We start from the raw sequence: 25,707 nt of genomic DNA, 5'->3' as shown, positions 1-25,707 counted from the left end.
GAGCTTGCTCTCTGAAGTGCGGTGCTGCCTTTGTTTATATAGGGCGCAGCCCGCGACCGAAGCGCAGCGCAGCGGAGCGAGGTGCACGGCTGGTAGTGTGAGGTGAAAATTAGGCTCAGTTAAATAAGAGAGCTTGCTCTCTGAAGTGCGGTGCTGCCTTTGTTTATATAGGGCGCAGCCCGCGACCGAAGCGCAGCGCAGCGGAGCGAGGTGCACGGCTGGTAGTGTGAGGTGAAAATTAGGCTCAGTTAAATAATGAGAACTGGGTGTCTGACACCCAGTTCCAATCTGATGTTGAAGGCGGTGTCAGCCGCTATGGCCTATTGACCCCCGCTTAGGCAACTTTGTACTGTTTAGCCAAAGCGTGATTGGGTAATATCCATATGGCATTCGAGATTATCTCAGATGCACAACCTATTTACTTGGAGGAATTCGTCGTGCCCGCAGTTTCTGAAAATGAATCAGTACATTGCAGCAAGACCTCAGAAAGCATCAAATGGACAGGCACACTCATGTTGATTGGCGGACTCTTATCCTTATTTGTGTCCGTCGCAAGTTTATTTGATTCACGCGTTTACCTCGAAGTTGTAGACTCAGGCACTATCACGCCATTTCTCCGATTCGGATCCATGATCCAGGATCTCATCACTGCGCCAACTGCTCTTGTATTGACGGTCATGTCGGTTAAATTATTGAGATATCGCCAGAAACCGCTTAAAATCAAGCCACTGATGATCATGACAGGACTTGCGTTTTATTTGTTTTACGGCTATGGACTCTACGCTATACAAGGACAATATACTTCACTTTATTTACTTTATCTCGCCATTTTTTCGTCAACTTTATATGGCGTCATTGCTGGTGTGATTACTTTAGTACAGCATTCGGGCGCAGTCATTCCAATTTCAACGCCTCTGAGGCGGTTGATCCTGGGCTTTCTGCTGTTCATTCTTGTGGTCTTGATACCTGTGTGGCTTCTCAGAATGCAGCATGACCTTTTTAGCCGAACGCCGGGTGAAGTCTACGGAGTGTTTGTTCTCGATTTAGGCATTGTGTTTCCGGCGTTTGCTTTCGTGATATGGCAGCTCTTCAGAAACACCAGGATTGGGACCCTGCTGGCAGGTGTGGCGTTGATCAAGACGCTGACCCTGTGCCTTTCAGTGGCTTTGGGGGAAGTTTTGAAACCCCTTTACGGTTTTGGCCAGGACGTGGGGATGGTCATCATTTTCACGCTGCTGACAGTCGTAAGCAGCGGCTTGAGTGTGGTATTGTTCAGTCGGCTTAAGGTACAGGGAAAGTGAAAGAATAGCTTTTTAGCCAATCAGGAGGTGATCCCATGAAATCCGCTTATTTAAAATATATTCTTGCTTTGCTCCTGTTCGGCTCAAATGGGATCGTCGCCAGCCGCATTGCCCTCACAAGCTATGAAATTGTCCTTTTGAGGACATTGATAGGCAGTGCACTTCTAATATTTATTTTTATTTTCTCGAAACAAAAAATCAATTTTCTTCAATACAAAAAGCAATTCGCTTTTATTGCGGTGTCCGGCATAGCTATGGGGGCAAGCTGGATGTTTCTCTATGAAGCCTATAAACTCATTGGCGTCAGCCTTGCGTCATTAGCCTACTACTGCGGCCCAGTCATTGTCATGGTCCTTTCTCCGCTTTTGTTCCACGAAAAGCTGACCTGGCCTAAAATAACAGGTTTTTTGGTGGTTCTGTGCGGTGTTGTACTCGTCAATGGCGGGGCGATTCAGGATGGTAAAAACATATTGGGTCTCTTTTATGGGGGCATGTCCGCCGTCACGCTTGCCGTCCTGGTCATTTTCAACAAACTGGCTAAACCCATCACTGGCCTTGAGAATTCTGTGGTTCAATTGTTTATCAGTTTTTTGACAGCCGCGGTTTATGTGGGACTCAGGCAGGGCTTAACGATTCAGGTATCAGGTGAAGACTGGATCCCGATACTGCTTCTTGGCGTGCTGAACACAGGTGTGGGCTGTTACCTATACTTTTCCTCCATTGGTCACCTGCCGGTTCAGACTGTGGCGATCTCGGGATATTTGGAGCCACTGTCGGCCGTCGTCTTTTCGGTTTTATTTTTGGGTGAAACCATGCTGCCCGGTCAGATCGCGGGCGCCGCATGTATACTTGGAGGCGCGGTTCTGGGGGAGCGTCGTACAGTTAGGAAACTGGGTGTCAGACACCGAGTTTTAAAGTGAGGGCGAAACCGGGTGTCTGACACCCAGTTTCACCTTCAGACAACGAAAAAAGGATGAAACGGTCAAAAAACCGTTTCATCCTTTTTTTACCTTTTTTTCACTTGACGGACTCACATCACTTAACAAACCGCCGTGCTTCATCAAACTGTGCCGCAATGACCACGGTGCCGCTGCGGTTGATAAATCCAACCTGATCTTTGGAGAGGATCCGGGCGAGGCCGTTTGAGAAGCCTTCCTGGTCGACATAGCTGAATTTTGGCTGAACCACCATAGTGCCGGATTTGTCAATGATGCCATATTTGCCGCCGGACATGACGAAGGCGAGACCATCGGCAAAAGGATAGGCGTCTTGATAGCTTTGGCTGAAAACACGGGTACCCGCGGTGTTGATATAGTGGAAGGCGAAGCCGCTGCTGACGTTTGACTCGACGACGGCCAACCCTTCTGAAAAGTTGTCTGCCCACAGATAATTCGCAGACAGGATCACAGCGCCGCTGGTATTCATGAAGCCTATGGAAGTGCCTGAATTGAACCGAATCATACCGTCGGCTCCGTTGCCGGCGACGAGATATTTAGGGGCAATCACCTTGGTGCCTGAGCGGTTGATATAGCCGATCAGGCCATTCTCCTGGATCGCGGCAATGCCGTTTTTAAAGCTGTTGGCAGCCGTAAAGGACGGCTGAATGATCATAGTCCCGGTTTTGTCGATATAGCCAATTTTGCCGGCAACGACCACGCGGGCCAGACCCTCAGAGAACTGGTCGGCAAACTCGTAGGCGGGTTCGATGACCCAATTTGCGTTTTTGTCGATGAAGCCGTATTTGCCGCCGTATTTTGCGGGGGCGAGACCATCGGCAAAGCTTCCTGCGTCTTCGTAATTGAATGGAATCATCATAGTGCCGGCTTTGTCAATGAAGCCGACTTTTCCATTCTGGGCCACTGCGGCGAGATTCTCGGAAAAATCCTGGGCCTGACTGTAGAGGAAGCGGATCCCAAGCTTCCCATCCGAGGTCATGTAGCCCCACCGGTCGCCAATTCGGACGGCGGCCATTGGAGTATTCGTCCGGGCAGCGGCCATAGTTGCTGCAAAGGAAGGTGCCACTGTAACGCCAAGCTGATCTCCGAGCCGGTAAGGATGCCCCTTGGCAGGCGTTTCGAGGGTATTCATCATGAGCCTGAACAGATCGCCCCTGAGGATGTCCTGTTCCTGAGTCAAGGCCAGACCATTGAAGAGCCCCAGTTCTCGAGCGGTGTCGAAGGCGGTTTCCCAAATGAAGTCTTCCGGGGTCGTATAGCCGAGGGCCTTCAGCATGAAGACGCTGGCCTCCTGAACCGTGTGGCGCTGTTCGTAGCCAAATAAATTGCCGCCTATGCCTGAAGTCCATTCCCGGTACTGCGCGTAAGCCACATAGGGCTCACCCCAATGGTTCCTGGCATCCAGAAATGTGGAAGGCGCCTGCCATGCAGCAGCCTGATTGAATTCGCCCAGCATTCTGGCCAGAATGACCATCATTTCCGTTCGGGTCAGATAGTCGTTTTCCGCCAGGTCACCACCGGTTTTACCTTCAATCAGCCCCATGGCCCGCAGCTCTTGACCGGCAGTTGGGCCGGCGGCATAGCTCCCAGAGATCATGCCGATGGTCGTGATCAGCACAAACACAAGCAACGTAATTCTGGATGCATTGAAACGTGGATTTGCACGCGGGTTTAAAAAGAATATCCTTTCAAACATAATTGAAACCTCCTTGTAGGGAAATGGCTGAATTTTGAGGATATAGTGTCTTTTTACCCACTTTGGCAATAAAACCTCAGATGAGAGTTGTGTTACTTTTTTGTGTTTTTGAATATTTTAAGGTATTTGAGGTATAATGTAAGAAGGAACACCGGTGTTATGTTACCCTTTGCTTGAAAGGACGTGATATTTTGAAACGACTTATTGCGATGTTTTTGTCGACCGTGCTGATTATGATGATGTCAGCGTTTGCGTTTGCTTATGTAGATGAAGGGGAGTATAAAGTAGTTATTGAGACCCCTGACGAAGAGTTAAAGCTTCTAAATGAAGATGATGAGTTCTTTGTTACAGGTTATATCATGGCTAATGATGAAGACATCATTGAATGGATAAAACTTACCATCAATGACGTGGAACTGGAAATTGAAAGTGACGATTCTGATTTCGATGACGTTATTGGCGAATGGGAAGACGAGAAGTTTGCTTTTAAATTTGTCGTTAGCCCGGATGATTTTAATATTGAAGATAATGATGACGACGATTATAACATTGAGGTAAGTACACGCATTGAACCGGATGATCAAGATCTTGGCTATCAAACAGAATATGACATTAAGTCCGTAGAATTCAAATTCGATTATGAGACGGACTATGATTTACAGTTAACAAAACCAAACAAAGACATTGTTGTGGACAACTGGAGTGATGACACGCTCATCAAAGGCTGGGTTCAAGCTGATGAAGGGGATGTGCTGGAATTCCTGAGAATTGAAATTGATGGGGATGGCGCACCACAATATATCACACTCATTGATCAGCCAAGTGAATATGTTATGTTGTCGAATGACAAATTCAATTTTGAGGCTGAATGGAACCTTTCCGTGGAAGATGAGTTTGTGATTACTGTTTTCGCATGGATCAATCCTGATGAAGATGGCGATGGTGACGATGTACTAAAATTTGAAGATGAGATTACTGTAGAAGTCATATATGATGAAGATGAAAATGGCGACAATGGTGATAATGACGACAAAGACATGGATAACTATCCTGCAGCCCCTGCCGTCGCTAACAAAATTCTGAAAGAACTTGGCATATCCAACCGATATATGGGCACCAACCTAATTTCCGAAGTATCTAAATTAATGGGTCCTAACACTGAGTTCAATGGCGTCTTAAAAACTGACGCTGACGACTATGAAGATGAAATCCGTGACTTTTTAAATGATCGTATTGATGAATTGGAAGACATGGAAGCACCGCCTGCCCCAGGCAACTCAGCTAATAAAGGCAATGGAAAGAATAAAGGCAATTAATAAGTCAGAAACTCGGTGTCTGACACCGAGTTTCTAAACCAAAAACCCGCCCCAAGCGCAAGCTTCGGGCGGGTTTTCCATGTCCTTGATTTGACTTGACTTGATCCTAATATTCCGGCGGCAGCGCCATCATCTCTTCATAGGTGAAGACCGGACCGTCGACGCACATGTAGTGGCTGCCTACTTTACAGTGGCCGCACTTGCCTGCGCCGCAGCGCATGTGGGTTTCAAGGGTGGTCAGGATGTCCGTCGGTTTAATGCCCAGGGCGAGGAGGTCCTTGGAGACTTCCTTAATCCGCTTTGGCGACGCGCAGACCAGCGCCGTGGTGTTGCTCCAGTCCAGATCCAAGTCCGGCAGCAAGTCGTTGATGTAGCCTTGGTGAGCCTTGACCTGATCCGTTGGATCCTTGAGAGCATAGTGGACTTCGACACCCTCGAGCTCTGACCAGAGCTTCAGCTCATCCTTGTAGATGACCTTGTCGTATTGCAGCGCGCTGGCCATGATGACCACCTTTCCAAAGTCCTGCAGGTTGTCCACGACCTGGACCAGAATGGTTCTGAGCGGCGCCATGGCTACACCGGATCCTATAAAGACCAGGTTGCGCCCTTTGAGAGGCTCGTACGGGAATGGTCTGCCGTAAGGACCCCGTAGTCCAACTTTGTCGCCTACCTTCAAATTGTAAAGGATGTTGGAGACAGTACCCACATTCTTGAAGCAGAAGTCGAACTCGTCGCTTTCCTCAGGGCCGAACGGGATGGAGATTGGTACCTCGCCCTCGCCAAAGACGGTAATTTGGAAGAACTGGCCATTCAGCTTAAAGTTCTTGTGCAGCGCCGGATCGTCATATTTGACATAGATCCGCTTGATCTCGGGGGTCTCCAGCTCGATCTTCGTGATGGTCGCCACATCCGGCGTGAAGAGACCGTTTCGCACGTTGATTTCGCGGTCGAAGATCTCGTGGCGCATGGCTGTGATCTGATGAATTGCAGGGGGCTCCGGATTTTCCTTCGCTTCTTTCTGGATCGAGTGGATAATGTCTATGATGCTGATGTAGGTAGGGCAGACATCTGTGCATCGGCCACAGCCTGAGCAGCCCTTGTAACCGAAGCGCTCCTCGATATACTTCAGCTTGTCATAGACCCTGTACCGGGTTCTGGACAAAGCATTGCGCGGATTGTGGAACTCCGCGTTGCGGGTAAAGTGGTCGCTCTGGCAGGAATCCCAATAGCGGACGCGCATGCCGTGATCCTTGTCCCGGTTCTCCTCTACGACGTTGAAGCAGGTGCAGGTCGGGCAGACGTTGGTGCAACCGGTACAGCCTATGCAGGCATTGGCCTCGTCCAGCCAGAAGTCCGCGTTGAAGGTCCTCGCCATATCCTCGTGGAGGTTGGTCAGATCCATCTTCAGCGGGAAGCTGTCTGCTACTTTCTGCCTGAGCTGTTCCTTCATGGCCAGGAGGGTTCCGGGGGAGACGTCCCCGGCAAACTCATCAGATACCGGCACGAAAAAGTCCGCCGCGGCTTCGATCAGCTGCTGTCCTTTTGCTGTGGCAGACTCCACCAAGTAGAAGCCCTCCAGCTCTGTCAAAGCAAGGTCGTGACCCGTAGTCGAGAAAACCCCCGTCCCCACCGACGTACAGAAGCAGTGCGGGCCGGCCTTCAAGCAGTTCACAGCGACTATAAAAACCTTGTCGCGTCGTGAGGCATAGTTGGTATCCTCAAACTCCTTCAAATAGAAGTGGTCGGTATACCCGACGCCGTAGGTATCGCACGCCCGGACGCCATACAGGATTCTTTCGCCGGCGTGCTGATTTGAGAGATTCTCCACTTTCACGCCGCCAGCGTCCCGATCCCAGCGGAACAGGGCTTCCTTCTGCTCGAACATCATCTCTTTGACGGGCAGGGTGAGGTTGATGTAGGCTTCGGTGCGGGGGAAGTCGACCATCGGCAAAAGGGAAATGTCTTTGCCCTTGCCGGAAGGGACGTAAACCGGGATGGTTTGATTCCAGCGGCCCAGGACGAGGTCGAGCTTTGATTTTTCCAGTTGATAGAGCAGCGGGGTCTTCATTTTTCCACCTCGATTCTGACGGCTGTGACCTTGAGCTCGGGGATCTTGATCAGCGGATCCAGATGCTGGCCGGTCAGTCGGTTGACAGGGGATTCGGCAAAGTGGAACGGCATGAATATGGTCTTTTCGTTGATGCGGTCGGTGATCGCGGCCATGGCGGTGATGCTTCCACGGGCGGAGGTGACGCGGACCATCTGGTGCTCCTTGATGCCCAGTGCTTCGGCGTCCTTGACGTTGATCTCCACGAAGCCGTGAGGGTATTCCCTGTGCAGGGTCCAGACCTTGCGGGTCATGGTGCCGGTGTGATACTGATGGGTGACGCGGCCGGTGGTCATTATGAACGGGAATTCTTCGCTGGTGCGCTCGCCCTCGCGCTCAAAGTTGTTGATGGTGAAGAGGCCTTTTCCGCCTTGTCGCCTGAACTGGCCAACGTGGAGGATTGGGGTACCCGGATGATTTTTGTCCGGACACGGCCACTGGATGCCGACCTCCTGGATGCGCTCGTGGGTGATGCCGGCATAGGTTGGGACGAGGAGGTTGATTTCGTCCATGATTTCGGAAGTGGATTTATAGTCGACGTCCAGGCCCATGCGCTGCATGAGTTCGTTGAGGATGATCCAGTCGGGCTTGGAGTTGCCTACGGGCTCAATGACTTTGCGGATGAGCTGGACCCGGCGTTCGGTGTTGGTGTAGGTGCCGTCCTTTTCCAGCCAGCTGGAGGCCGGCAGTACGATGTCCGCGTATTCGGCGGTTTCCGTCAGGAAGAGGTCTTGAACCACCAGGAAAGGCAGTTTCTTGAGGGCGTGGATGGTGTGGTTCTGATCCGGATCGGATAAAACCGGATTCTCACCCACTATGTACATGGCTTTCATCTTGCCCTCGTCGATCAGGTCGAACATCTCCGACATGACTTTGCCGCGCAGACAGGAAAAGTCGCCCCAGGCTTTGGAAAAGCGTTCCCAGGTGGTCGGCCATTCCGGACGCTGGTAGCCAGGGAGGTAATCCGGCAGCGTCGCCATGTCGCCGGAGCCCTGGACGTTGTTTTGTCCCCTGAGAGGGTTGATGCCGGTGGACGGACGGCCTACGTGGCCGGTCAGCATGGCCAGGTTGGCGAGGGCGCAGATGCTGCGGGTAGCCGTCACGTGCTGGGTTACCCCCATAGTATAGAGGATCATGGCCTTGTCGCTGGTAGCGTAGGTGCGGGCGAAGTCGCGGATCGTCTCAGCCGGTACCTTGGTGATGGGCTCTGCCCATTCCGGCGTGCAGTCCGCCACAGACGCTTTCATGATGTCGTAGCTGTTGGTGCGTTCATCTATAAATTTTTGATCCTGAAGTCCTTCTTCGATGATGACGTGAATCATGGCATTGATCATGGCCAGGTTGGTGCCGGGCTCGATAGGCGCATAGCCGTGGGCGAAGTCCGTGAGCCGGATGCGCCTTGGATCCGCGACGTAGAGCTTGGCGCCTTTGTCGAGGGCTTCGAAAATGCGTGTGGCCACGAGGGGGTGCTGCTCCGTGGTGTTGGAGCCTATGACGAAGATCAAGTCCGCGTCCCCGATTTCCTCAATGGTGTTGGTCATAGCGCCGCTGCCAAAGGAGATAGCCAGACTGGCTACCGTTGGGCTGTGTCAGAGGCGGGCGCAGTGGTCAATGCTGCTGGTCCGCAGGGCTTTTCTGGCGAACTTGGCCATGAGGAAATTCTCCTCGTTGGTGCACCGGGCAGAGGAAAGCATACCAATGGACTCCGTATTGTCCTCGCCGGTCATGGCGGCTTTGAAGCCTGCAACGACTCTGTCATAGGCATCCTCCCAAGTGGTTTCGCGGAAGCTGCCGTCTTCATTTCTTACGAGGGGATTGACCAGCCGTCTGGAATCGCGTACGAAGCCGAAGCCATGCCAGCCTTTAGAGCACAGCTTGCCCTGACTTACCACGTGATTGTAGCTTGGCGTGATGCCGAGAAGGGTGCCATCATCCGCGACGTTGACGTAGATGCCGCAGCCGCACCCACAGTAGCCGCAGGTGGTTTCCAATCGTTTCATCCTTCTGCCTCCTTGCCTTAGTGGCGTTCTGTGAACAATAAAAGGACATCATCTTATGGATACCCTCGTTCCATGTGGCAAAACGGGAATGTTGGACTCTGGCCCCAAATTTAATTGAGTGTCAGACACCGGGTTAAACTGAGTGTCAGACACCGGGTTAAACTGAGTGTCAGACACCGAGTTAAACTGAGTGTCAGACACCGAGTTCAACTGAGTGTCAGACACCGAGTTTGATTTTATGTCAGACTACCTTGGATCCGTTGACAATGGCCGCATTATATAAAAAAGGAAATTGGCATAAGACGCCAATTTCCTTCCGGGTACTTCTCATTTAAATTAAGCAAACACTGCCCTATTCTTCACTTTCAACGCATACATCTTCTCATCCGCTGCGTGGATCACCTCGTCCATGAGTTCCACCTTCGTCAAGTACTCCGTACCGTAAGAGATGGAAAGCTGAAAATCAAAAGGCTGGTCCAGTTGCAGTGCCTGATTGATCCTGCTGAAAATATGATTGGCTTCATCCAACGTGCAAGAGGACAGGATCACGAGAAATTCGTCACCGCCGTAGCGGATGATCACATCCTCTGAGCGCAGTGTCCGCTTCATGGTGTCAGCCACATACTTCAGCGCGAGATCGCCTGTTTTATGACCGTAGGTGTCATTGATCACCTTGAGGTCGTTGACATCCACCATAGCCAGAACGAAGTGCGTCAGCTCAAGCAGGCTGAGCGGGCCATTCGATACCTTCCATTCCTCTAGATAGCGTCTGGAAAACGTACCTGTCAATTGGTCCCGGTTCGCGATATCTTTGTATTTTTCTTTCGACTTCTCTGCATGCGTCATCAGATGCCGAACCTGGAAGACAATAAACCGGTTGCTGAGAAACAGCACAACCCCAACCGCCAATGCAAATCCCAAAAGGTTCATCAGAATGATGTCTTCAACGCGGTCATAGAGAATCTCGTTTGAAGTGGACACATGCAGCGCCTGGTTTGTGCCGTTAATGGGAAGGACGAAACCGGTATACCAGCCATTGTCGTAAAGCGTGACGCCGCCAGCCTCCTTCAGCTTGGCCCCGGCGTCAAACAGGAAATTTTGCTGTGTCAGGTCGACAAAAGACAGTGTCATATTATTTCGGTTCAGCGGTTCGGCTAAAGCGGCGAGATCGTACAGAATCAAATCATAGCCGTAAATCATCCCGTTCGTCATAAGCGGCACCGCTACAAACAGCCCTGGCGTTTCACGACCTGTCAAAAAAACCGTCTGAACATGGTTTGAATTGTAGTCGTTTCTTTGACTTAAAAGGGCAGGAAGATATTCGCTGCCGATGGTCGCGTTCACACTCCCAAACAGCAGCCTGGCACCGGCGATTAAATGAGGCTGTTTAGAGGCTTCGTATAAGAAACCATCGGCACTGATCTTCTTGAGCTCGTCCAAGGTCAGCGCCCCACTCAAATAGTCATCAAGAGGTGTGTGCTCAATCAAAGCATGGGAAAAATTGCTGGCGTTGTCATGACTTCGCAATATGAATTGATCAACTGTGCTTATTGACGCCTTGGAGATCAGAACATAATTCTCAAGTGTCATTCTTTCCAGCGCTGACCTATAAGGCAGAAACAAGGTGACGTAAGTGATCAGGACAATCAGAGCAAGCAGCATCCATGTCCATACTTTGAATCGTCGAATGAAAGGATTGGATTTGATCATAGGTGAAGGTCTCCCTTTCAGGATTTGATTCTTACAGCGACTTCGTCAAATAGGAAACAGGATTATTGTGTATTTTCTATGAAGACATCCATTTCCGAGAGCTTATTTTGGGAAGTTATAAAACGTTCAGCCTCAGTCGCAGGCAATGGCCTGCAGAAATAATAGCCCTGAGCCAGATCGCAGCCATGTCGTATCAGAAACTGAAGCTGCGACTCTGTTTCGACGCCTTCCGCCAGAACCCTGAGCCCAAGGCGGTGTGAGAGGTCAATGATTGCGCTGAGCAAATGAAGTTCATCTGCTGCCTCTGAAATCTGACTGATAAACTCCCGGTCAATTTTCACCGTATCAATGGGGAGTTTGTTTAAATAAGTTAATGAGGAGTAACCGGAACCAAAGTCGTCAAGAGCTATGGAAAATCCAATCTCCTTTAACTGATCCAAAATTTTTAGACTTTTGTCCATATCCTCAATAATCGCAGTTTCTGTGATCTCCAGATCAAATTCCTCCGGCTTGATATGGTAAACCTTCATGTAGTGTTCCAGAGTCTCTATGATCTGGTTGTGGGTCAGACATTTTCCTGAGAGGTTGATGGACATGGTGAGTGCACTCAAGCCAAGACGCCCCCAGTCGTACTTTTGCTTAGCGGCGGTTTGAATGACCCAATCGCTGATGCTGTTTATGTAGCCATGCTGTTCGGCAAAAGGAATAAAACTCATAGGGGAAACAGGGCGGCCTTCAGAGTCATTCAGCCGGATGAGAGCCTCTACACCTGAAACCGTCATAGTGCTCAGTTCGATAATGGGCTGATAGACCAGCGAAAACTGATTCTGATCCAGCGCAGTTCTCAGAAGGCTGCTCGTGTGAATAGTGTTCAGAATTTTGTCGCGCATCTCATCCCTGAAGAGGACGCATTTGCCTCGGGCGTGCTCTTTGGCGTGGAACAAAGCGGTATCGGCATTGATTTCCAGGATGTTCAGGTCGCAGCCGTGGGTCGGATAGATCGCCATGCCCATGGTGACAGAAACAAAAAATTCCTGTTCGTGATAGGTCCATTTGAATTTCAACTGCTCGGCAGCCTGACGCATTCTTTCTGCCATAACCGCAGTGTCATCCTCGGACACCAGCATGACGGCGAATTCATCTCCGCCTATGCGCGAGATAAGCTCAGGCTCATGAAACATGCCCCTGAGCTTGTCAGCAAAGAGCTGAAGCAGCTGATCACCTGCTTCTACCCCCACGCTGTCGTTGATATGCTTGAAGTCCACCAAATCCATGTAGACTATGGCAATTTGTTTGTGCTGATTCACGGCGTCATCCAGATGCTGCTGGACCTGAAGCCTGAAGTAGCTGCGATTGGGGAGTCGAGTGAGCGTATCGTGATAAGCCATCTCATGAAGCTGATCCAGCATGATTCGATTTTCCGTATCATCTACACCAACGCTGAGCAGGTATTTCAGCTCGCTTTGCTGATCCCTGATCAAGCTGCTGTACCATAGTATCTCAGCTCTTCTGCCGTTTTTGCACACTATGGTGACATCGATATGCTCGGTTTGCGCTCCGCTTAGGATGTTTTTCATGAGAACGGCATTTTTTTCGAGATCTTCAGTGGGGCTGAGGAGCTCCAGGACATGGCGGCCGATGGCTTCCTCCTCAGAATAACCCGTGATGAGCGCAGCCATAGGATTGAAGCGGACAATGCTTCCGTTTGGATCTGTCATCAGGACCATGACCGGCGCTCGGAGTAAAATACTCTCCAGCAATTCCTTTTCCTGATGCATGGCATCGCTCATCAGTACACTTTCTGTGATGTCCGTGTGTGACCCGGCAATCTTTTTTGCCTTTCCCGTTTCATCCCTGAAAGCGACCGCACGGCTGTGGATCCATCTGGTTTCGCCGGCATCTGAACAGACGCGGTATGTATTCTCATATAAGTTATTGGTGCTTATGATGAAATTCTGAAGCGCATTTTGAGTTGTGTCGCGATCCTCTGGATGCAGCAGCGCAATCCAGTCGTCAACGTTGTTGGAAAGCGGCTGCTCAGACAAATGATATTGCGGTTTCGAGAGAATCGAGGAATGATAGTGATTGGTTTCGAGATCCCATTCCCACAAGGCGTCATTTGAGCCTTCCAAGGTGAGCTGATACCTCTGGTCGCTGTTTTCAAGAGCGGTTTTTTGATGCGCCAGGATCTCGTGCTGCCGCTCAAGAATGGTGGTGATTTCCTCAAGCTGCTGGTCGTAGGCGGTCAGGAGTTTCGTTTCATCATAAATATGGGTGATTGCGTTTGAAAACAGTTTTATTCTCTTAAGAATTATTGCGTAGAAGACACCGCCTGACACTATGACGTAGAGCCACCCTTTATAAAGTTGAAAATCTTTAAGCTGTTCTGGGTCCTTTATGACAAGGGAAAGAATATGATCTGAGAACAAGATCCAGATTATGCCAATCCCTAAATATTTAAGAATAATACTCAGAGTTTCTTTGATGGGATTTAGATTTTTTCGCGCCGCGATCATTTCTTCGCTGCGCGCTTCAATTTCACAAATGCGATTTTTCAGCCAATCAATTTTATTCGAAAGCATAGCTTCAACTCCGGTTTCTCAGGATGGGACAAACCGCGTAGGGCGGATGGTCCGGTCGAAGGAAGTCGGCAACGGGTCGTTTATTGGTACAAAGTGACAATGATTACAGATAGTAATATTCTATTGCAAAAAAATTTTAAGTGCAACAAATTATTCGACAACATTCGAGACCATAATGAACAAATATCCGCAGTCGCAAAGAATTATACTCAGTCAGGCATGGATCCGCTGGTCAAATTGTTTTTCCTAATTAATTGGGGAGTCCACATGCAGAGTTTCATGCGTGTTGTGAGCTGGCTGGGGTATAGAAAAGAATGTTTTCTGAGAGATTCGCAGATGCTCGTCAGCAGATAAATCAACGGCAAAGGTTGGATGACGCGTGAAACCTATTATTGGTATATGCAGTAATTTTTCCCGGAGTGATGCGCCGGGGCTGGTCACCGGATTGGGTTCGCCGGGGCAAACATGGCAGCTTCTTGCGACAGATTATGTCCGCGCTGTGGAGGCGGCTGGGGGATGCCCGGTGATTTTGCCGCTCGCTGGAACAACAGAAGTACTTTGGCCGATGGTGACACGGCTTAACGGTATAATTTTTACCGGAGGATCGGATGTCAATCCACTGCTGTATAACGAGGCCCCGCGAAAGGGTCTTGGCGATGTGATGCCAGAACGGGACGACCACGAAATGGGGCTATTCAGGCGGGTATTGGAAGAAGCCGCCATTCCTGTGTTGGGCATATGCAGGGGACTACAGCTGATTAATGTCGCAATGGGCGGCAGCCTCTATCAGGATCTCGGCACGGAGTGGCAGGGGGATCGTCACGCCCTCAGTAATTATCCAAAGCAGGCACCTGTTCATGAGGTTAGACTATCAGAAGGCAGCTGGCTCAGCCGTGCGGTGAAGGCAGAATCTATTTGGACGAACAGTTTTCATCATCAGGCGGTCAAGACCATCGGCAGAGGTCTTGAAGCCGTGGCCTTGGCGGCGGACGGCATGGTGGAAGGGCTGGAGCTGCCGGGTGAACGGTTCGTAACTGGGGTACAGTGGCACCCTGAAATGATGTTTGACGCGGATCAGGCGTCGAGACTTTTGTTTAAGGCGTTTATTGAGGTGTGCGGGGACGGGGATAATGCTTGAGGACTGAAGCGTACGTAAAGCTCCTGCAGCGCTGTGGTTTTAATGAGCATTGATTTTTGCGTCCGCTCGAGCGCAAACTGAAATTGCATCAGACACTTCCAGAAAGGATAATAATCATGTCAACGCATAGCGACAGTCCAAGGGCGTGGATCCGGGAGACAGCCGTCTTTTTGACCAGCCAGATGTTTACGTTGTTCGGTTCGTCATTGGTGCAATACGCGATTTTGTGGTACATCACCCTGGAGACCAAGTCGGGCTTGATGGTAACTATCTCTGCCATCAGCGGATTTTTGCCGGCCTTTATATTGTCGCCCTTTGCAGGCGTTTGGGCGGACCGGTATGATCGAAAGAAGCTGATCATCCTGTCGGACATAGGAATTGCGGCTGCCACGCTGGTGCTGGCCCTTTTCCTTATGGCTGGGTTTGAGGCGCTGTGGCTCATGTTTGTCCTGTCCGCTGTACGTTCAGTGGGGAGCGGGATTCAGACGCCGGCAATTAACGCGCTGCTGCCTCAGCTGGTGCCCCAGGAGAAGCTGACAAGGGTCAACGGCATCAACTACAGCTTGCAGTCGGGATTAATGCTGGTCGCGCCGGTGGCGAGCGGCGCACTCATGAGTATGACCAGTCTGCAGAATCTTCTCTTTATTGATATTATAACGGCGGGTGTTGCCGTTGCGATCCTCGTGCTCTTTCTCCACGTGAAGCCCCACGAAAAAGCGCTGCAGCAACAAGACTCTGGATATTTTGAGGATTTGAAGCTGGGGTTTTCGTATATTCGCCAGCACAGATTCATCCTTCACTTTTTCGTGTTTTACGGCATCATAATGTTTCTGATCGCGCCTTCAGCTTTTTTGACACCTCTGCAGGTCACGAGGACTTTTAGCGGCACCTACTGGCATCTCACGGTCATTGAGGTGGTGTTCTTCGTGGGCATGCTCGCAGGCGGCGGAATCATGGCGGTCTGGGGCGGCATGAAGAACAGAATTCATACAGTTGCTCTGTCCGGCGGCGTCATTGGGGTTGGGACGCTTGCCTTAGGTGTGGTGCCGACCTTTTGGGGGTATGCGCTGTTTCTCGCGCTGATAGGCATTTCAATCCCCGCGTATAATACCCCGTCTATGGTCTTGATCCAGGAAACGGTTGACGAAAATTATATGGGGAGAGTCTTTGGCGTCATGAGCATGCTGTCCAGCGCTATGATGCCTCTGGGCATGATGTTTTTTGGACCGGTCTCTGACAGGATCGCGATTGAATGGATTATGATTGTGACAGGCGTTCTGGTTGTGCTGCTCAGCGGCGGCGTGATACTAGATCGTGTTTTAGTGGCGGCGGGTAAGCAGAAGGTGCCTGTGGCAGTGGAGGCAGAACCGCAAGAGGAAGGGTCGGAGTCAGAAAGACATTAAAGTTTATACTTTAGCAGAGCCTGAGATGATTTAATTGCTTTGGGAGTGGGATGGGGACTGAGATTCAGGGTTGGTCTTGACACTAAGGCGCATGAGGTGATAAACTTTGTGACGGCTATTGACTAGCCTTTTAACCCCCTGGAAAGGAAGTGTCAGCACCATGGCTATGCCAAACTGTCCAAAATGCAGTTCAGAATATACTTACGAAAGTGATCAAATGTACGTGTGTCCGGAATGTGGCCACGAATGGAGCATGAACGCCTCAGCTGCCGAGGAAGTCATTGAGGCTCTCGAAGTGCGGGACGCAAATGGCAATTTGTTAACTGATGGCGATACTGTCTCTGTTATCAAGGATCTGAAGGTGAAAGGCAGCTCGTCCGTACTCAAGATGGGCACTAAAGTCAAGAACATCCGCTTAGTGGAGGGTGATCATAACATCGATTGCAAAATTGATGGCTTTGGTGCAATGAATCTCAAGTCAGAGTATGTGAAGAAGATTTAGAAAAGTGAAACTCGGTGTCTGACACCGAGTTTCTTTGCGAAAGGGTGTCGCTTTGTGAAAATTCTTAGAGAAATCTCGCCTGGAGTTCTGTTGTGCTTCATCATTGCCATGCCGGCATGGTTCCTTGGCAAGGCGGTTCCGGTGGTGGGGAGCCCGGTATTTGGAATCCTTGCAGGGATGATGCTGTCGCTTTTTTTTCCTCAACTGACTGGACTGAATTGGAAGTCAGCAGGTTTTGAAAAAGGCATTAAAATGACCTCCAAGAAGCTGCTGCAGCTGTCGATTATTCTGCTGGGCTTCGGAATGAATTTATTCCATGTCTTCAAGGTCGGCAGCCAGTCCATAATGGTGATTCTGGTGACCTTGTCAGCGTCCTTTGTGACGGCCTATTTTGTGGGAAAAACCTTGAGTCTGGACGGCAAAGTAACTACACTGATTGGCGTTGGAACGTCCATCTGCGGAGGCTCTGCGATTGCAGCGACGGCACCGGTGATCGAGGCAAGCGACGAAGAGGTAGCTCATGCGATCTCAACCATATTTCTGTTTAACGTTTTAGCAGTCTTCATTTTCCCAACTTTCGGGCGACTGTTGGGTCTCAGCGATATGGGATTTGGCATGTGGGCAGGCACTGCCATCAACGACACGTCATCTGTCGTTGCGGCGGGTACGGCTTGGAGCAGCGCGGCTGGCAATGATACAGCCTTGGCGTTTGCTACAATTGTTAAGTTGACCCGTACTTTGATGATTGTGCCCATCACTTTGGTTCTTGCCATTTACACTGCCCGAAAGAAATCTCTTTTGGCTGATAAGGGTGAGGTGAGAAATGAACTTTCTGATACCGAAAATTTCAACTTTGTTAAAGTGTTTCCGTGGTTTGTCATTGGGTTTTTGGCAGCGGCTGTAGTGAATACGGTTTTTGATCTTGGAGAGCTCTCTGTGGCTTTGGTAACCTTGGGGAAATTTCTGATCGTGATGGCTATGGCGGCCATTGGACTTAATACGAAGATCAAGAAGCTCCTGACTCAAGGGCTTAAGCCTGTGCTCCTGGGGATTTGCTGCTGGATTGCGGTTGCGGGGGCTTCATTATTGGTGCAGAGCGCTATTCGGATGTGGTAATGGTTGGAGTTGGTGGTGGGTTTAGTAACTATCAGCTACAATTTTGAATTTTTTGGGTCTTCTGATTTTAAAAATGGCAAAGGTGTGCCATCCTGTGGTATGATAGGGCTGAAACGTCACTGTGACGGATTTTGACCGCAGCTTGTACCTTGGGCAGCGCAATTAAACATGGGGTGGGCAAATGAAAACAGTAAAAAGCGAAAGTTCGGTCAGAACGCTTTCCAGAGCCTTATCAATTTTAAAAGCATTTACCTGGGAATCGCGGGAGATGAATCTGACTGAAATCTCCGAAAAAATTTCACTGGCGAAGTCGACGACGCTGCGGTTGCTCACGGCGTTGGAAGAAGAAGGGTTCATCTACAAGAATCCTAAGACCAACCACTATAAATTGGGATTCGATCTCTATTATCTTGGACTGATTGCCAAGGAAAGCATGGATATTCGAAGTGTCAGCCGGCCACACATGGAGAACATTACGCACCAGACGAGAGAGACGACCAACCTCTATTTGCTGGACTATCACGACCGCGTTTGCTTTGAGCAGGTGGAGAGTCCTATGGCAATTAAGCGAACTGTGCGAATTGGCGAGAGATTCCCAATTTGGGCGGGTGCAACAGGAAGGTCAATTCTGGCGTTTATGGATCGTTCCGTCTGGGTGGAAATGACTAAGGAACTCGTGAAGCTGACGGAATATACGGTTGCTGAGCCGGAGGATTTCATACAGGAACTTGAAAAGATCAGACAGCAGGGCTATGCGGTAAGTGTCGGTGAAAAGGATTACGAAGTTGGCTGTGTAGCAGCGCCTATTTTTGACTCGACTCAAAAGGTCATTGGCTGCCTATCCGTTTCAGGACCGAAGTTTAGATTTCCGGAAGATACGGATTTATTTGCAAAGCTGATCACAGACGCGGCAGATAAGATTTCAAGGAAGCTGGGTTATCATACAAGGTCGAATGGACAAATTGAGTAGCGCTAAACGATAAGAATTTCATATGCAAAAGGAGCCCCATGCTTAGAGAACTTGCTCTCTAAGCATGGGGCTCCTTTTCTTATATAGGGCGCATCCCGCAGATGAGCGCTGCAAGTGGTCGCGAAACCCTTGAGCTTCACTATATTCTCACTGCGTATTTGACTCTATTGCTATACTTTTGTGCAGTCAACAATCCCAGCTCTTCAAATTTCAATACAAATCCACGTATTGTTGCGTAGGCGGCATTTCCAAAGTCGCGTTCGAGCTGTTTCGTAGAAAACTCATTATTGCCATAGGCGGATAGAACGAAAGACCAAAGATCTTTTTCTTTTACAGTGATTTTTCCATCACTAAGTGCCCGTTGAAAAGTTTCAACTGTAAAGTTCTGTGGTGAAGTTCCAGTGAGTTTGTTATAAACATTTTCAATATAGTAAATCAGAAATGGCGTCACATCCATTACCCTGCTGATCTTTAGATTGTTCTCCGCTAACAAATAGGCGTTGTAGTAAGAACTCCGGCTTCGCTCAATATAACTGGAAAGCGGGATGAACAACGCAGAGGAGTAACCTTTCGTCCTTAAATACCAAAGGTGGATCAATCTGGCCATTCGTCCATTACCGTCAAAATACGGGTGAAGATAACCAATGTAGAAATTAATAACAGCAGCTTTTAGCAGATCGTTCATGGTACTCTCTGCCTGGATGAAGGAAACGAGTTTACCCATATATTCATGAAGCTTATCGTGTGGCAGACCGGTATGCTCTAAATTCTGCCCAACGATATAGACCTTATCGTGACGGTAGAATGCGCCAGGCTTCAATTTATCATCTTCTGGCAGAGTTTGGCTTATAGAAATGTCAAAAAGAGTATGGATCGCTGCCTCTGTGATGGCGTTTTCCGGGTCGGATATAAACTCAAGTCCCTTTTCCTTCAATTTTAACTAGTGATTATTTCTTACCAAACAAACGTCCCGCAATTTTGGCCAGTAATGACTTTTCCTTTGGCACTGGCGCCGCGGTCTGTGTTTTTTGCGGAACCGGAGCGCTCGGTGCTGCAGCGGGGCTGGCACCTTTCGCCTTTGGTTCTTGATGGTGAGGATGATACTGGTTTGGATTGCCTTGGCGGCTGGAACCGGCGTAAGGCTTTTTCTTTGGATGAGCGTTCTCGTGGGTCGCTTTTTTGGGATTCTCAAAGCTTGGTTCGCGGGTTTCGTAGCGGAAGCCGGTTTCGCGACTATCGGCAGGTCTGCTCTTTTTAGGCTCTGGCTTTTTCTCGCTCTGAGGTCTGGTCTTTCCTTGGGTCGGCCGCTCAGCGCCGGAGCGTCTCGGTGGACGGCTGCTCCTGGCTTTTGCGGTTGGATCCTGTGGAGGAGAGAATGGCACCGATTTCGTCTTTTTCCAGATCGCTGACGCATCCTTTTGTGCGTTCACTTCAGCGTCTGTGGGGAGGTCCGCCTCGGAGATCATGGCATTGATGTGCTCTTCGATTTCATAGAGGGTCATCACATCCTCCCCGGTAACCAGGGAAATGGCGCGACCTGTGTTGCCGGCTCTGCCCGTCCGGCCGATTCTATGGACATAGCTGTCTTTGTCCTCTGGGACATCATAGTTGATGACCAGAGAGAGATCATCAATGTGAATGCCGCGGGCTGCAACGTCCGTTGCGACCAGGAGGTGGAAGTCGCTCTTCTTGAATTTTTCTATGGTGGATTGCCGTTTGCTCTGGGGGATTTCACCGTGGAGGGCCATGGACGCATAGCCTTGACGCTGAAGAAAGCTTTGAACCTGGTCCACTGCATGGCGTGTATTGCAGAAGATCATGCAGCTGTCGGGTCTGTTCATAATTAAAAGCCTGTCCAGCTGTGTGCGCTTTTCATTGCGTTCCACACGATAGTAGGATTGCTCTATCAGATCAACCGTTTTAGTCTCGGATTCGATCTCAATAGTCGACGGGGACTTCATGTAAGCCTTGCACATGCGGCGCACTTCTTCCGGCATGGTCGCTGAGAAGAGCAGCGTGACACGATCCTTAGGCAGTTTTTTGATAATCCGAACTACCTGATCAATAAAGCCCATGTCCAGCATGCGATCCGCTTCATCAATGACGAGGAACTTAACTTTATCAAGCTTGAGCTGGCCTCTTTGAATGTGATCGTAGACCCGGCCAGGCGTACCAGTGACAATCTCCGGAAACTTGCTGAGGGCCTTGATCTCAACATTGATGTTATGCTGGCCGTAGATGGCGGTTGTCTTATGGCTGAGATGCTTGGCCATTTGCATGATGTCATGGTCCACCTGGATGGCCAGCTCCCGGGTAGGTGTGAGAATCAGCGCTTGTGTGGCGCCTATGTCAGGCGTCGTCAACTGTAAAATAGGCATGCCAAAAGCAGCGGTTTTGCCGCTGCCGGTTTTTGAAATGATAATCAAATCCTCATTATTGAGAATTTTCGGGACTGCCTTAATTTGAACTTCGGTAGGGGTCTCAAAGCCCATCTCATCTATAGCGGTCAGAATGGGGGCTTCAATGCCAAGATCTTTAAACTGCGTCATGCTGGGAACCTCATTTCCGTTAATTTGTTATCTTATTATAACATGCTTCAGCGAAATGTCCTATTTCAAGCCTTAGGAGCAGCTTCTATAATGTCCGCAAGCTCGGTCCATTCCTCCAGCAATGCATGATGGTGCTCCTTAAGTGCTGCCAGCTCTGAACTGAGTGCCGTCAGCTTTTCGAAGTCACTTGCATGCGCCTTCAGGGCCTCCTCTATAAGGGTTAGCCGGTCTTCGGTCGACACAATTTCAGCTTCAACCTGTTGCAGCCGCAGCTTCTCTTTTTGGTAGGTCTTTGGACGTTCCTTTCGATATTGGTTCGAGACCCCAGTGTTTTTCTCAGAAGCGCCACCGCTTTTATCAGGCACGGTGTTCGCCGCGAGCTGCTCAACCTGCGACCTGGCGGTTAAATAATCCTCATAGCCACCGTCAATCCGCTCCAGCGTCTGATCGTGCAGCCAGACCATACCGGTAGCAATCATTTCAATCAGGTAGCGGTCATGGGAGATCATCAGCAAAGTCCCTTTAAAATCCGACAACATGGCTTCAAGCTGTTCTCTTGATGGGATATCCATGTGATTGGTCGGTTCGTCGAGGAGCAGCAGTGTCGACTGGGATTTCGAAATCTGAATGAGCTTCAGCCGGCTGCGCTCACCCCCGGAAAGTGTCGAAAGCCGCCTGAAAACCTCCTGATCCCGGAACCCGTAGTGGGCCAGCAGATTTCTGGCCTCACCGCCGCTGAGAGAAAGCGTTTGAATACACCAATCGTGCAGACTGAGGTCCGCATTCTCAAACTCAATATCTTGAGGGATATAGCCGATGGTCGCAGATGCCCCAACCCTGACCAAACCGTCAAGGGGCTCGCATTGTCCCAGTATCGCTTTGAAGAGCGTCGTTTTCCCTGCACCGTTTTTACCGATCAGGCAAAGGCGCTCGCCCCGAAAAAGACTTAAATGGCCATGCTCAAGCAAGGTCATGCCAGGGTATCCCAGCTTCAGATTCTCAAGTGTGATCAGCTGCTTTGATGACTTGGAGGTACTGTCCAGGCTCAGCTTATAGTTCAGCTGGCCGTGATCCGGAGGCAGGACTTTATCCATTTTATCTAGGCGCGCTTTGAACTGGTTGGCTTTCTTGAAGAATTTTTCGTTGTCGCCCATAGTGCCCCACAATTCAAAACGCTTAATAGCCGCTTCAATGGCTTTAACTTTCTTTTGCTGGAGCAGATACTGCTGAAGCTGAAGCTCATTTTGCTTTTCCTTCTCAATGGCATACCAGGAATAGTTGCCTTCATAGTGGCGTACATAGCCCTGATCAAGCTCCAGGATGGACTGGGCGACCAGATCCAGAAAATAGCGGTCATGAGAGATCATGATGACAGTGCCGTCGTAAAGGTTCAGATACCGCTCGAGCCACTCCAGCATATCGCTGTCCAGGTGGTTGGTAGGTTCATCGAGAAGCAGGACGTCCGGCGCCTTGAGGAGTAAGCGTCCAAATAGGGTTCTGGTCTTTTCGCCGCCGGAAAGTGACTCAAAAGGCTGATCGAGCAGCGGGACCAGCTTCAATGCCTGGCAGATCTCATTCAGTTTGACTTCGGTCGTATAACCGCCCAGTGCTTCGAAAAGCGTCAGTTTTTCTCCGTAGCTTTTAAGCAATGATGTGTTCTGAGGATCCTCGGACATTCTGAGCTCAAGTTCAGAGAGCGTCGCTCTCAGCGCATGAAGTTCCGAGAAGCCTTCGTCCAATAAGTTTTTGACGGTTTGTCCCGGTCTATGGTCTGGCAATTGTTCGAGAAATCCGAGGCGCAGACCTTTGCGAAGCGTCACTTGACCTGCGTCCGGGAGCTCATCATTCATCATGAGTTTGAAAAGTGTCGTTTTTCCTGCGCCGTTGCGGCCAATCAAACCAATCTTAGAGCCTGAGAGCACGTCGAAGGAAACGGATTCAAGGATGGGTTTCTGATAATACGTTTTTTTAACTTGAAAGAACGAAATGTCTATCATGTTGTGGGAGCCCCTTTCGGATTAGGGTGGAATAGACTCAAGCAGATTAGAGGGAGTAGATTCGGTCGAGTTTAACAGCTACAGAAAGCTGTTCATAGAAACTGCCTTCCGCCGCCTCCATATGCAGGAGACTCTTAATTTTTCCTATGCGATAACGAATGGTATTGCTATGCATAAATAGGGCTTCTGCCGTTTCCGCGATTTTTCCGTCCTGCTGAACAAAGGCTTGAGCTGTATCAAAGAGCTGAGTATTGTATCTTTCGTCATAGTCCTTGATGGGTTTAAGAATCCGGTCATAAAATTGACGCATCCAAAGCTCCTGGTGATAAGGCATCAGAATGCTGTAAAGGCCAATATCACTGAAGGCACAGATCCTTTCATTGATGAGAGCACTGGTCTTTTGCGCGTACAAGCTTTCATTAATGGCTCTCCCCAAATCACTGAGGTCGGCGTGGGCACCGCTTATGCCAGCCTCGTATTGGTCTGACGGGATTCCGAGTTTCGAAAAAACTTGCAGAGATGTGGATTTTAATTTGGTTTCCTCCAGGGATTGGTCAAAAGTAAAAATCAGGAGAAGTCCTTGACGATACCTCATGACGCTGTTTTGAAGCTCCAGGCTGCGCTGCTTTTTGATCTCATCCAAGAGCTTTATGGAGCCTTGGGGATTAAAGAGCTTCTTTTCGCGGAGATAGAGAACAAAAAAATGCTCTCTAAAGCTGGTGTTAATTTCGAGCGCAATCTCTCTGACCGTGGCTTTGTTGAGACTAAGACGCACTAACGCATCCACTTTGGCTTCGAGCAAAGCTTCGTTGTCAACGGATCTGAGTTTATCCGTCAGCTCCGTAATGATGTCTTCAAAGTAGACTGTATTATCAAAAATGAAGATGGGAAAGCTGTGTTCACTGGCATACGCCAGGACCTCCCGGGGAAGCGTATTGTAATAGATATTTTTAATGGCTAAACCGCTGACACCGTCCTCAATCAGACTGGTGACTGCGGAAAGGATCCGTTCAGGATGATCTTTTGCAAACAACAAGCTGCTGATGACAAATTCACCGGGAATAAATTGTCCGTGGATATTCGAAATAAACTCATAATCCAGAATTCCAATTTTCTCAACCGGACGATCGAGGCCGGAATGGCCCACAATGAGTTTGAAGTTTTTAAAGGTACTCAGCTTAGTGGCTTCCAGAACCGTGATAGACATGAATCTCACCTCTATCAAAATTATAACTCAATGTTTCGAAACGAGTAGTGAATTATACAAAATTTAATGCGAATCATTGTAAAAAGTACAAATTGAGGTTTGCTATAATGAATCGAGATCATGAATTGAGAAATTACGATTATTTATGCTATTAAGGGGATGGAATCCATGGCTGGAAGAGAGAATCAAAATGAGTCGGCTTTGAACAATCCGGGTCGTGAAGCGGTCGGAAGGGACGACGCTGAACAACTGGCAGAATACCCAAAAAAGACACGGCTGCTTGCCGGACTTGGCCTTATGACCACGGCGCTGATGTGGGGTTCGACGTTCCCTGCAGGGAAATACGCACTGGAATTTATGAGCCCTTTTTATCTTATGGGATTTAGATTTTTATTTGCCTTTGTGCTTATGGCCATAGTCATCCATAAGAAACTGTTTTCAACGAAACTGAAAGACATGAAAGGCGGTCTGATCGCTGGCGTCATGCTTTCAATGGGATACGTGCTGCAAATCTATGGTCTTCAGTTTACGACGGCGAGTAAACAGTCCTTTTTAGCAAGTGCCTATGTGGTCATAGTCCCATTTTTAACCTGGGCGGTATTCAAAAAGAATCCGTCCATAAAAGCTTACATTGGTGCGGCGGTATGCTTTTGGGGCATAGGTATGCTCTCGCTGAATGAAAACCTCAGCATCAGTCTTGGAGACAGCATTACGCTTCTCAGTTCTGTGTTTTATGGTGCTCATATCGTTGTGACTGGATTTTTTGCTCATAAGGAAGATGCGGCGGTGTTTACGGCAGTCCAGTTTGGCGTCGGTGCTGTTCTGGCCATGACTTTAGGACTGCTTTTCAGTCCCGCGCCTCAGGTGTTTAACCTGGGTATGCTGGCAGTGCTGCATTTGGCGGTGTTTGGCTCCATTGTGGCTTACTACCTTCAGACGGTGTGTCAAAAGTATCTGAAGCCGTCGGTGACTTCCATCATTCTGAGTATGGAGGCGGTATTTGGAAGCCTGCTGTCCGTGGCTCTGCTGGGGGATTCCTTTACGACAAAAATGGCGATTGGTGCGGCGGCCATATTGGGGGCTATCTGGATCAGTGAGTCTTAGGGTTGGGGGTTGGGAAAGGTGACCATCGGCAGATGTTTGGTCTTTAAGCTTTA

Annotated in this window: 18 protein-coding genes and 1 pseudogene; 9 read left to right on the top strand and 10 right to left on the bottom strand. The window is 49.4% G+C overall.

Translation table 11 applies throughout. From position 1 onward, the window contains the following. Positions 1–437 precede the first annotated feature (437 nt). Complete coding sequence (locus tag OEL90_RS08035; protein WP_291402092.1) at positions 438–1,301, top strand: hypothetical protein; 864 nt, start codon at positions 438–440, stop codon at positions 1,299–1,301. 35 nt (positions 1,302–1,336) lie between these two features. Beyond that, positions 1,337–2,221 carry a DMT family transporter gene (locus tag OEL90_RS08030; protein WP_291402090.1) on the top strand — a complete coding sequence of 295 codons (885 nt, stop codon included), beginning with the start codon at positions 1,337–1,339 and terminating at the stop codon, positions 2,219–2,221. 115 nt (positions 2,222–2,336) lie between these two features. Here the strand turns inward: OEL90_RS08030 and OEL90_RS08025 are convergent, their stop codons facing one another. Then, positions 2,337–3,953: a WG repeat-containing protein gene (locus tag OEL90_RS08025; protein ID WP_291402089.1), complete on the bottom strand. Its 1,617-nt coding sequence runs from the start codon at positions 3,951–3,953 to the stop codon at positions 2,337–2,339. Between the two features lie 191 nt (positions 3,954–4,144). On the opposite strand from OEL90_RS08025, the gene OEL90_RS08020 reads away from it, so the two are divergent. Further along, positions 4,145–5,269: a hypothetical protein gene (locus tag OEL90_RS08020; RefSeq protein WP_291402087.1), complete on the top strand. Its 1,125-nt coding sequence runs from the start codon at positions 4,145–4,147 to the stop codon at positions 5,267–5,269. 106 nt (positions 5,270–5,375) lie between these two features. Here the strand turns inward: OEL90_RS08020 and OEL90_RS08015 are convergent, their stop codons facing one another. From OEL90_RS08015 to OEL90_RS07995, 5 genes and pseudogenes are all read right to left on the bottom strand, one after another. Then, positions 5,376–7,337 (bottom strand): 4Fe-4S dicluster domain-containing protein, encoded by a 1,962-nt coding sequence (locus OEL90_RS08015; RefSeq protein WP_291402085.1) that lies wholly within the window; start codon positions 7,335–7,337, stop codon positions 5,376–5,378. Continuing rightward, positions 7,334–9,199, bottom strand: a complete 1,866-nt coding sequence (gene fdhF, locus OEL90_RS15200) for a formate dehydrogenase subunit alpha (RefSeq protein WP_349254560.1) — start codon at positions 9,197–9,199, stop codon at positions 7,334–7,336. Before fdhF ends, OEL90_RS08015 begins: the two co-directional genes overlap by 4 nt. A gap of 27 nt (positions 9,200–9,226) precedes the next feature. Further along, positions 9,227–9,376, bottom strand: a pseudogene (locus OEL90_RS15195) (hypothetical protein); the annotation flags it as partial. A 336-nt stretch (positions 9,377–9,712) separates the two neighbouring features. Then, positions 9,713–11,086: a GGDEF domain-containing protein gene (locus OEL90_RS08000; protein ID WP_291402084.1), complete on the bottom strand. Its 1,374-nt coding sequence runs from the start codon at positions 11,084–11,086 to the stop codon at positions 9,713–9,715. A 62-nt stretch (positions 11,087–11,148) separates the two neighbouring features. Beyond that, positions 11,149–13,668, bottom strand: a complete 2,520-nt coding sequence (locus tag OEL90_RS07995; protein ID WP_300687798.1) for a bifunctional diguanylate cyclase/phosphodiesterase — start codon at positions 13,666–13,668, stop codon at positions 11,149–11,151. 379 nt (positions 13,669–14,047) lie between these two features. Between OEL90_RS07995 and OEL90_RS07990 the strand changes: the two genes are divergently transcribed. The 5 genes from OEL90_RS07990 (at position 14,048) to OEL90_RS07970 (ending at position 18,797) form a co-directional block, all read left to right on the top strand. Then, the gene (locus OEL90_RS07990) at positions 14,048–14,806 is read left to right on the top strand and encodes a gamma-glutamyl-gamma-aminobutyrate hydrolase family protein (RefSeq protein WP_291402080.1); all 759 of its coding nucleotides are present in this window, start codon (positions 14,048–14,050) and stop codon (positions 14,804–14,806) included. Positions 14,807–14,922: 116 nt separating this feature from the next. After that, complete coding sequence (locus OEL90_RS07985; protein ID WP_291402078.1) at positions 14,923–16,209, top strand: MFS transporter; 1,287 nt, start codon at positions 14,923–14,925, stop codon at positions 16,207–16,209. A gap of 160 nt (positions 16,210–16,369) precedes the next feature. Continuing rightward, entirely contained in the window at positions 16,370–16,711 is a 342-nt protein-coding gene (locus tag OEL90_RS07980) for a zinc ribbon domain-containing protein YjdM (RefSeq protein ID WP_291402076.1), read from the top strand. A gap of 54 nt (positions 16,712–16,765) precedes the next feature. Next, positions 16,766–17,827: a YeiH family protein gene (locus OEL90_RS07975; RefSeq protein ID WP_291402074.1), complete on the top strand. Its 1,062-nt coding sequence runs from the start codon at positions 16,766–16,768 to the stop codon at positions 17,825–17,827. 181 nt (positions 17,828–18,008) lie between these two features. Beyond that, positions 18,009–18,797, top strand: a complete 789-nt coding sequence (locus OEL90_RS07970) for an IclR family transcriptional regulator (protein ID WP_291402072.1) — start codon at positions 18,009–18,011, stop codon at positions 18,795–18,797. 139 nt (positions 18,798–18,936) lie between these two features. On the opposite strand, the gene OEL90_RS07965 is transcribed toward OEL90_RS07970, so the two are convergent. The 4 genes from OEL90_RS07965 to OEL90_RS07950 form a co-directional block, all read right to left on the bottom strand. Beyond that, a complete protein-coding gene (locus OEL90_RS07965; protein ID WP_291402070.1) occupies positions 18,937–19,731 on the bottom strand; it encodes a Fic family protein in 795 nt (264 codons plus the stop codon). Positions 19,732–19,744: 13 nt separating this feature from the next. Beyond that, positions 19,745–21,346: a DEAD/DEAH box helicase gene (locus tag OEL90_RS07960; protein ID WP_291402068.1), complete on the bottom strand. Its 1,602-nt coding sequence runs from the start codon at positions 21,344–21,346 to the stop codon at positions 19,745–19,747. Positions 21,347–21,411: 65 nt separating this feature from the next. Then, a complete protein-coding gene (abc-f, locus tag OEL90_RS07955; RefSeq protein WP_291402067.1) occupies positions 21,412–23,343 on the bottom strand; it encodes a ribosomal protection-like ABC-F family protein in 1,932 nt (643 codons plus the stop codon). Between the two features lie 46 nt (positions 23,344–23,389). Further along, positions 23,390–24,550: a PucR family transcriptional regulator gene (locus OEL90_RS07950; RefSeq protein ID WP_291402065.1), complete on the bottom strand. Its 1,161-nt coding sequence runs from the start codon at positions 24,548–24,550 to the stop codon at positions 23,390–23,392. A 168-nt stretch (positions 24,551–24,718) separates the two neighbouring features. Between OEL90_RS07950 and OEL90_RS07945 the strand changes: the two genes are divergently transcribed. Next, the gene (locus OEL90_RS07945; protein WP_291402063.1) at positions 24,719–25,654 is read left to right on the top strand and encodes a DMT family transporter; all 936 of its coding nucleotides are present in this window, start codon (positions 24,719–24,721) and stop codon (positions 25,652–25,654) included. Positions 25,655–25,707: the final 53 nt, after the last annotated feature.

This window comes from Acidaminobacter sp., assembly GCF_030247605.1.
Classification (GTDB): Bacteria; Bacillota; Clostridia; order Peptostreptococcales; family Acidaminobacteraceae; genus Acidaminobacter.
Note: the sequence above shows the minus strand (reverse complement) of the source record. Positions and strands in the feature narration are given on the sequence as shown.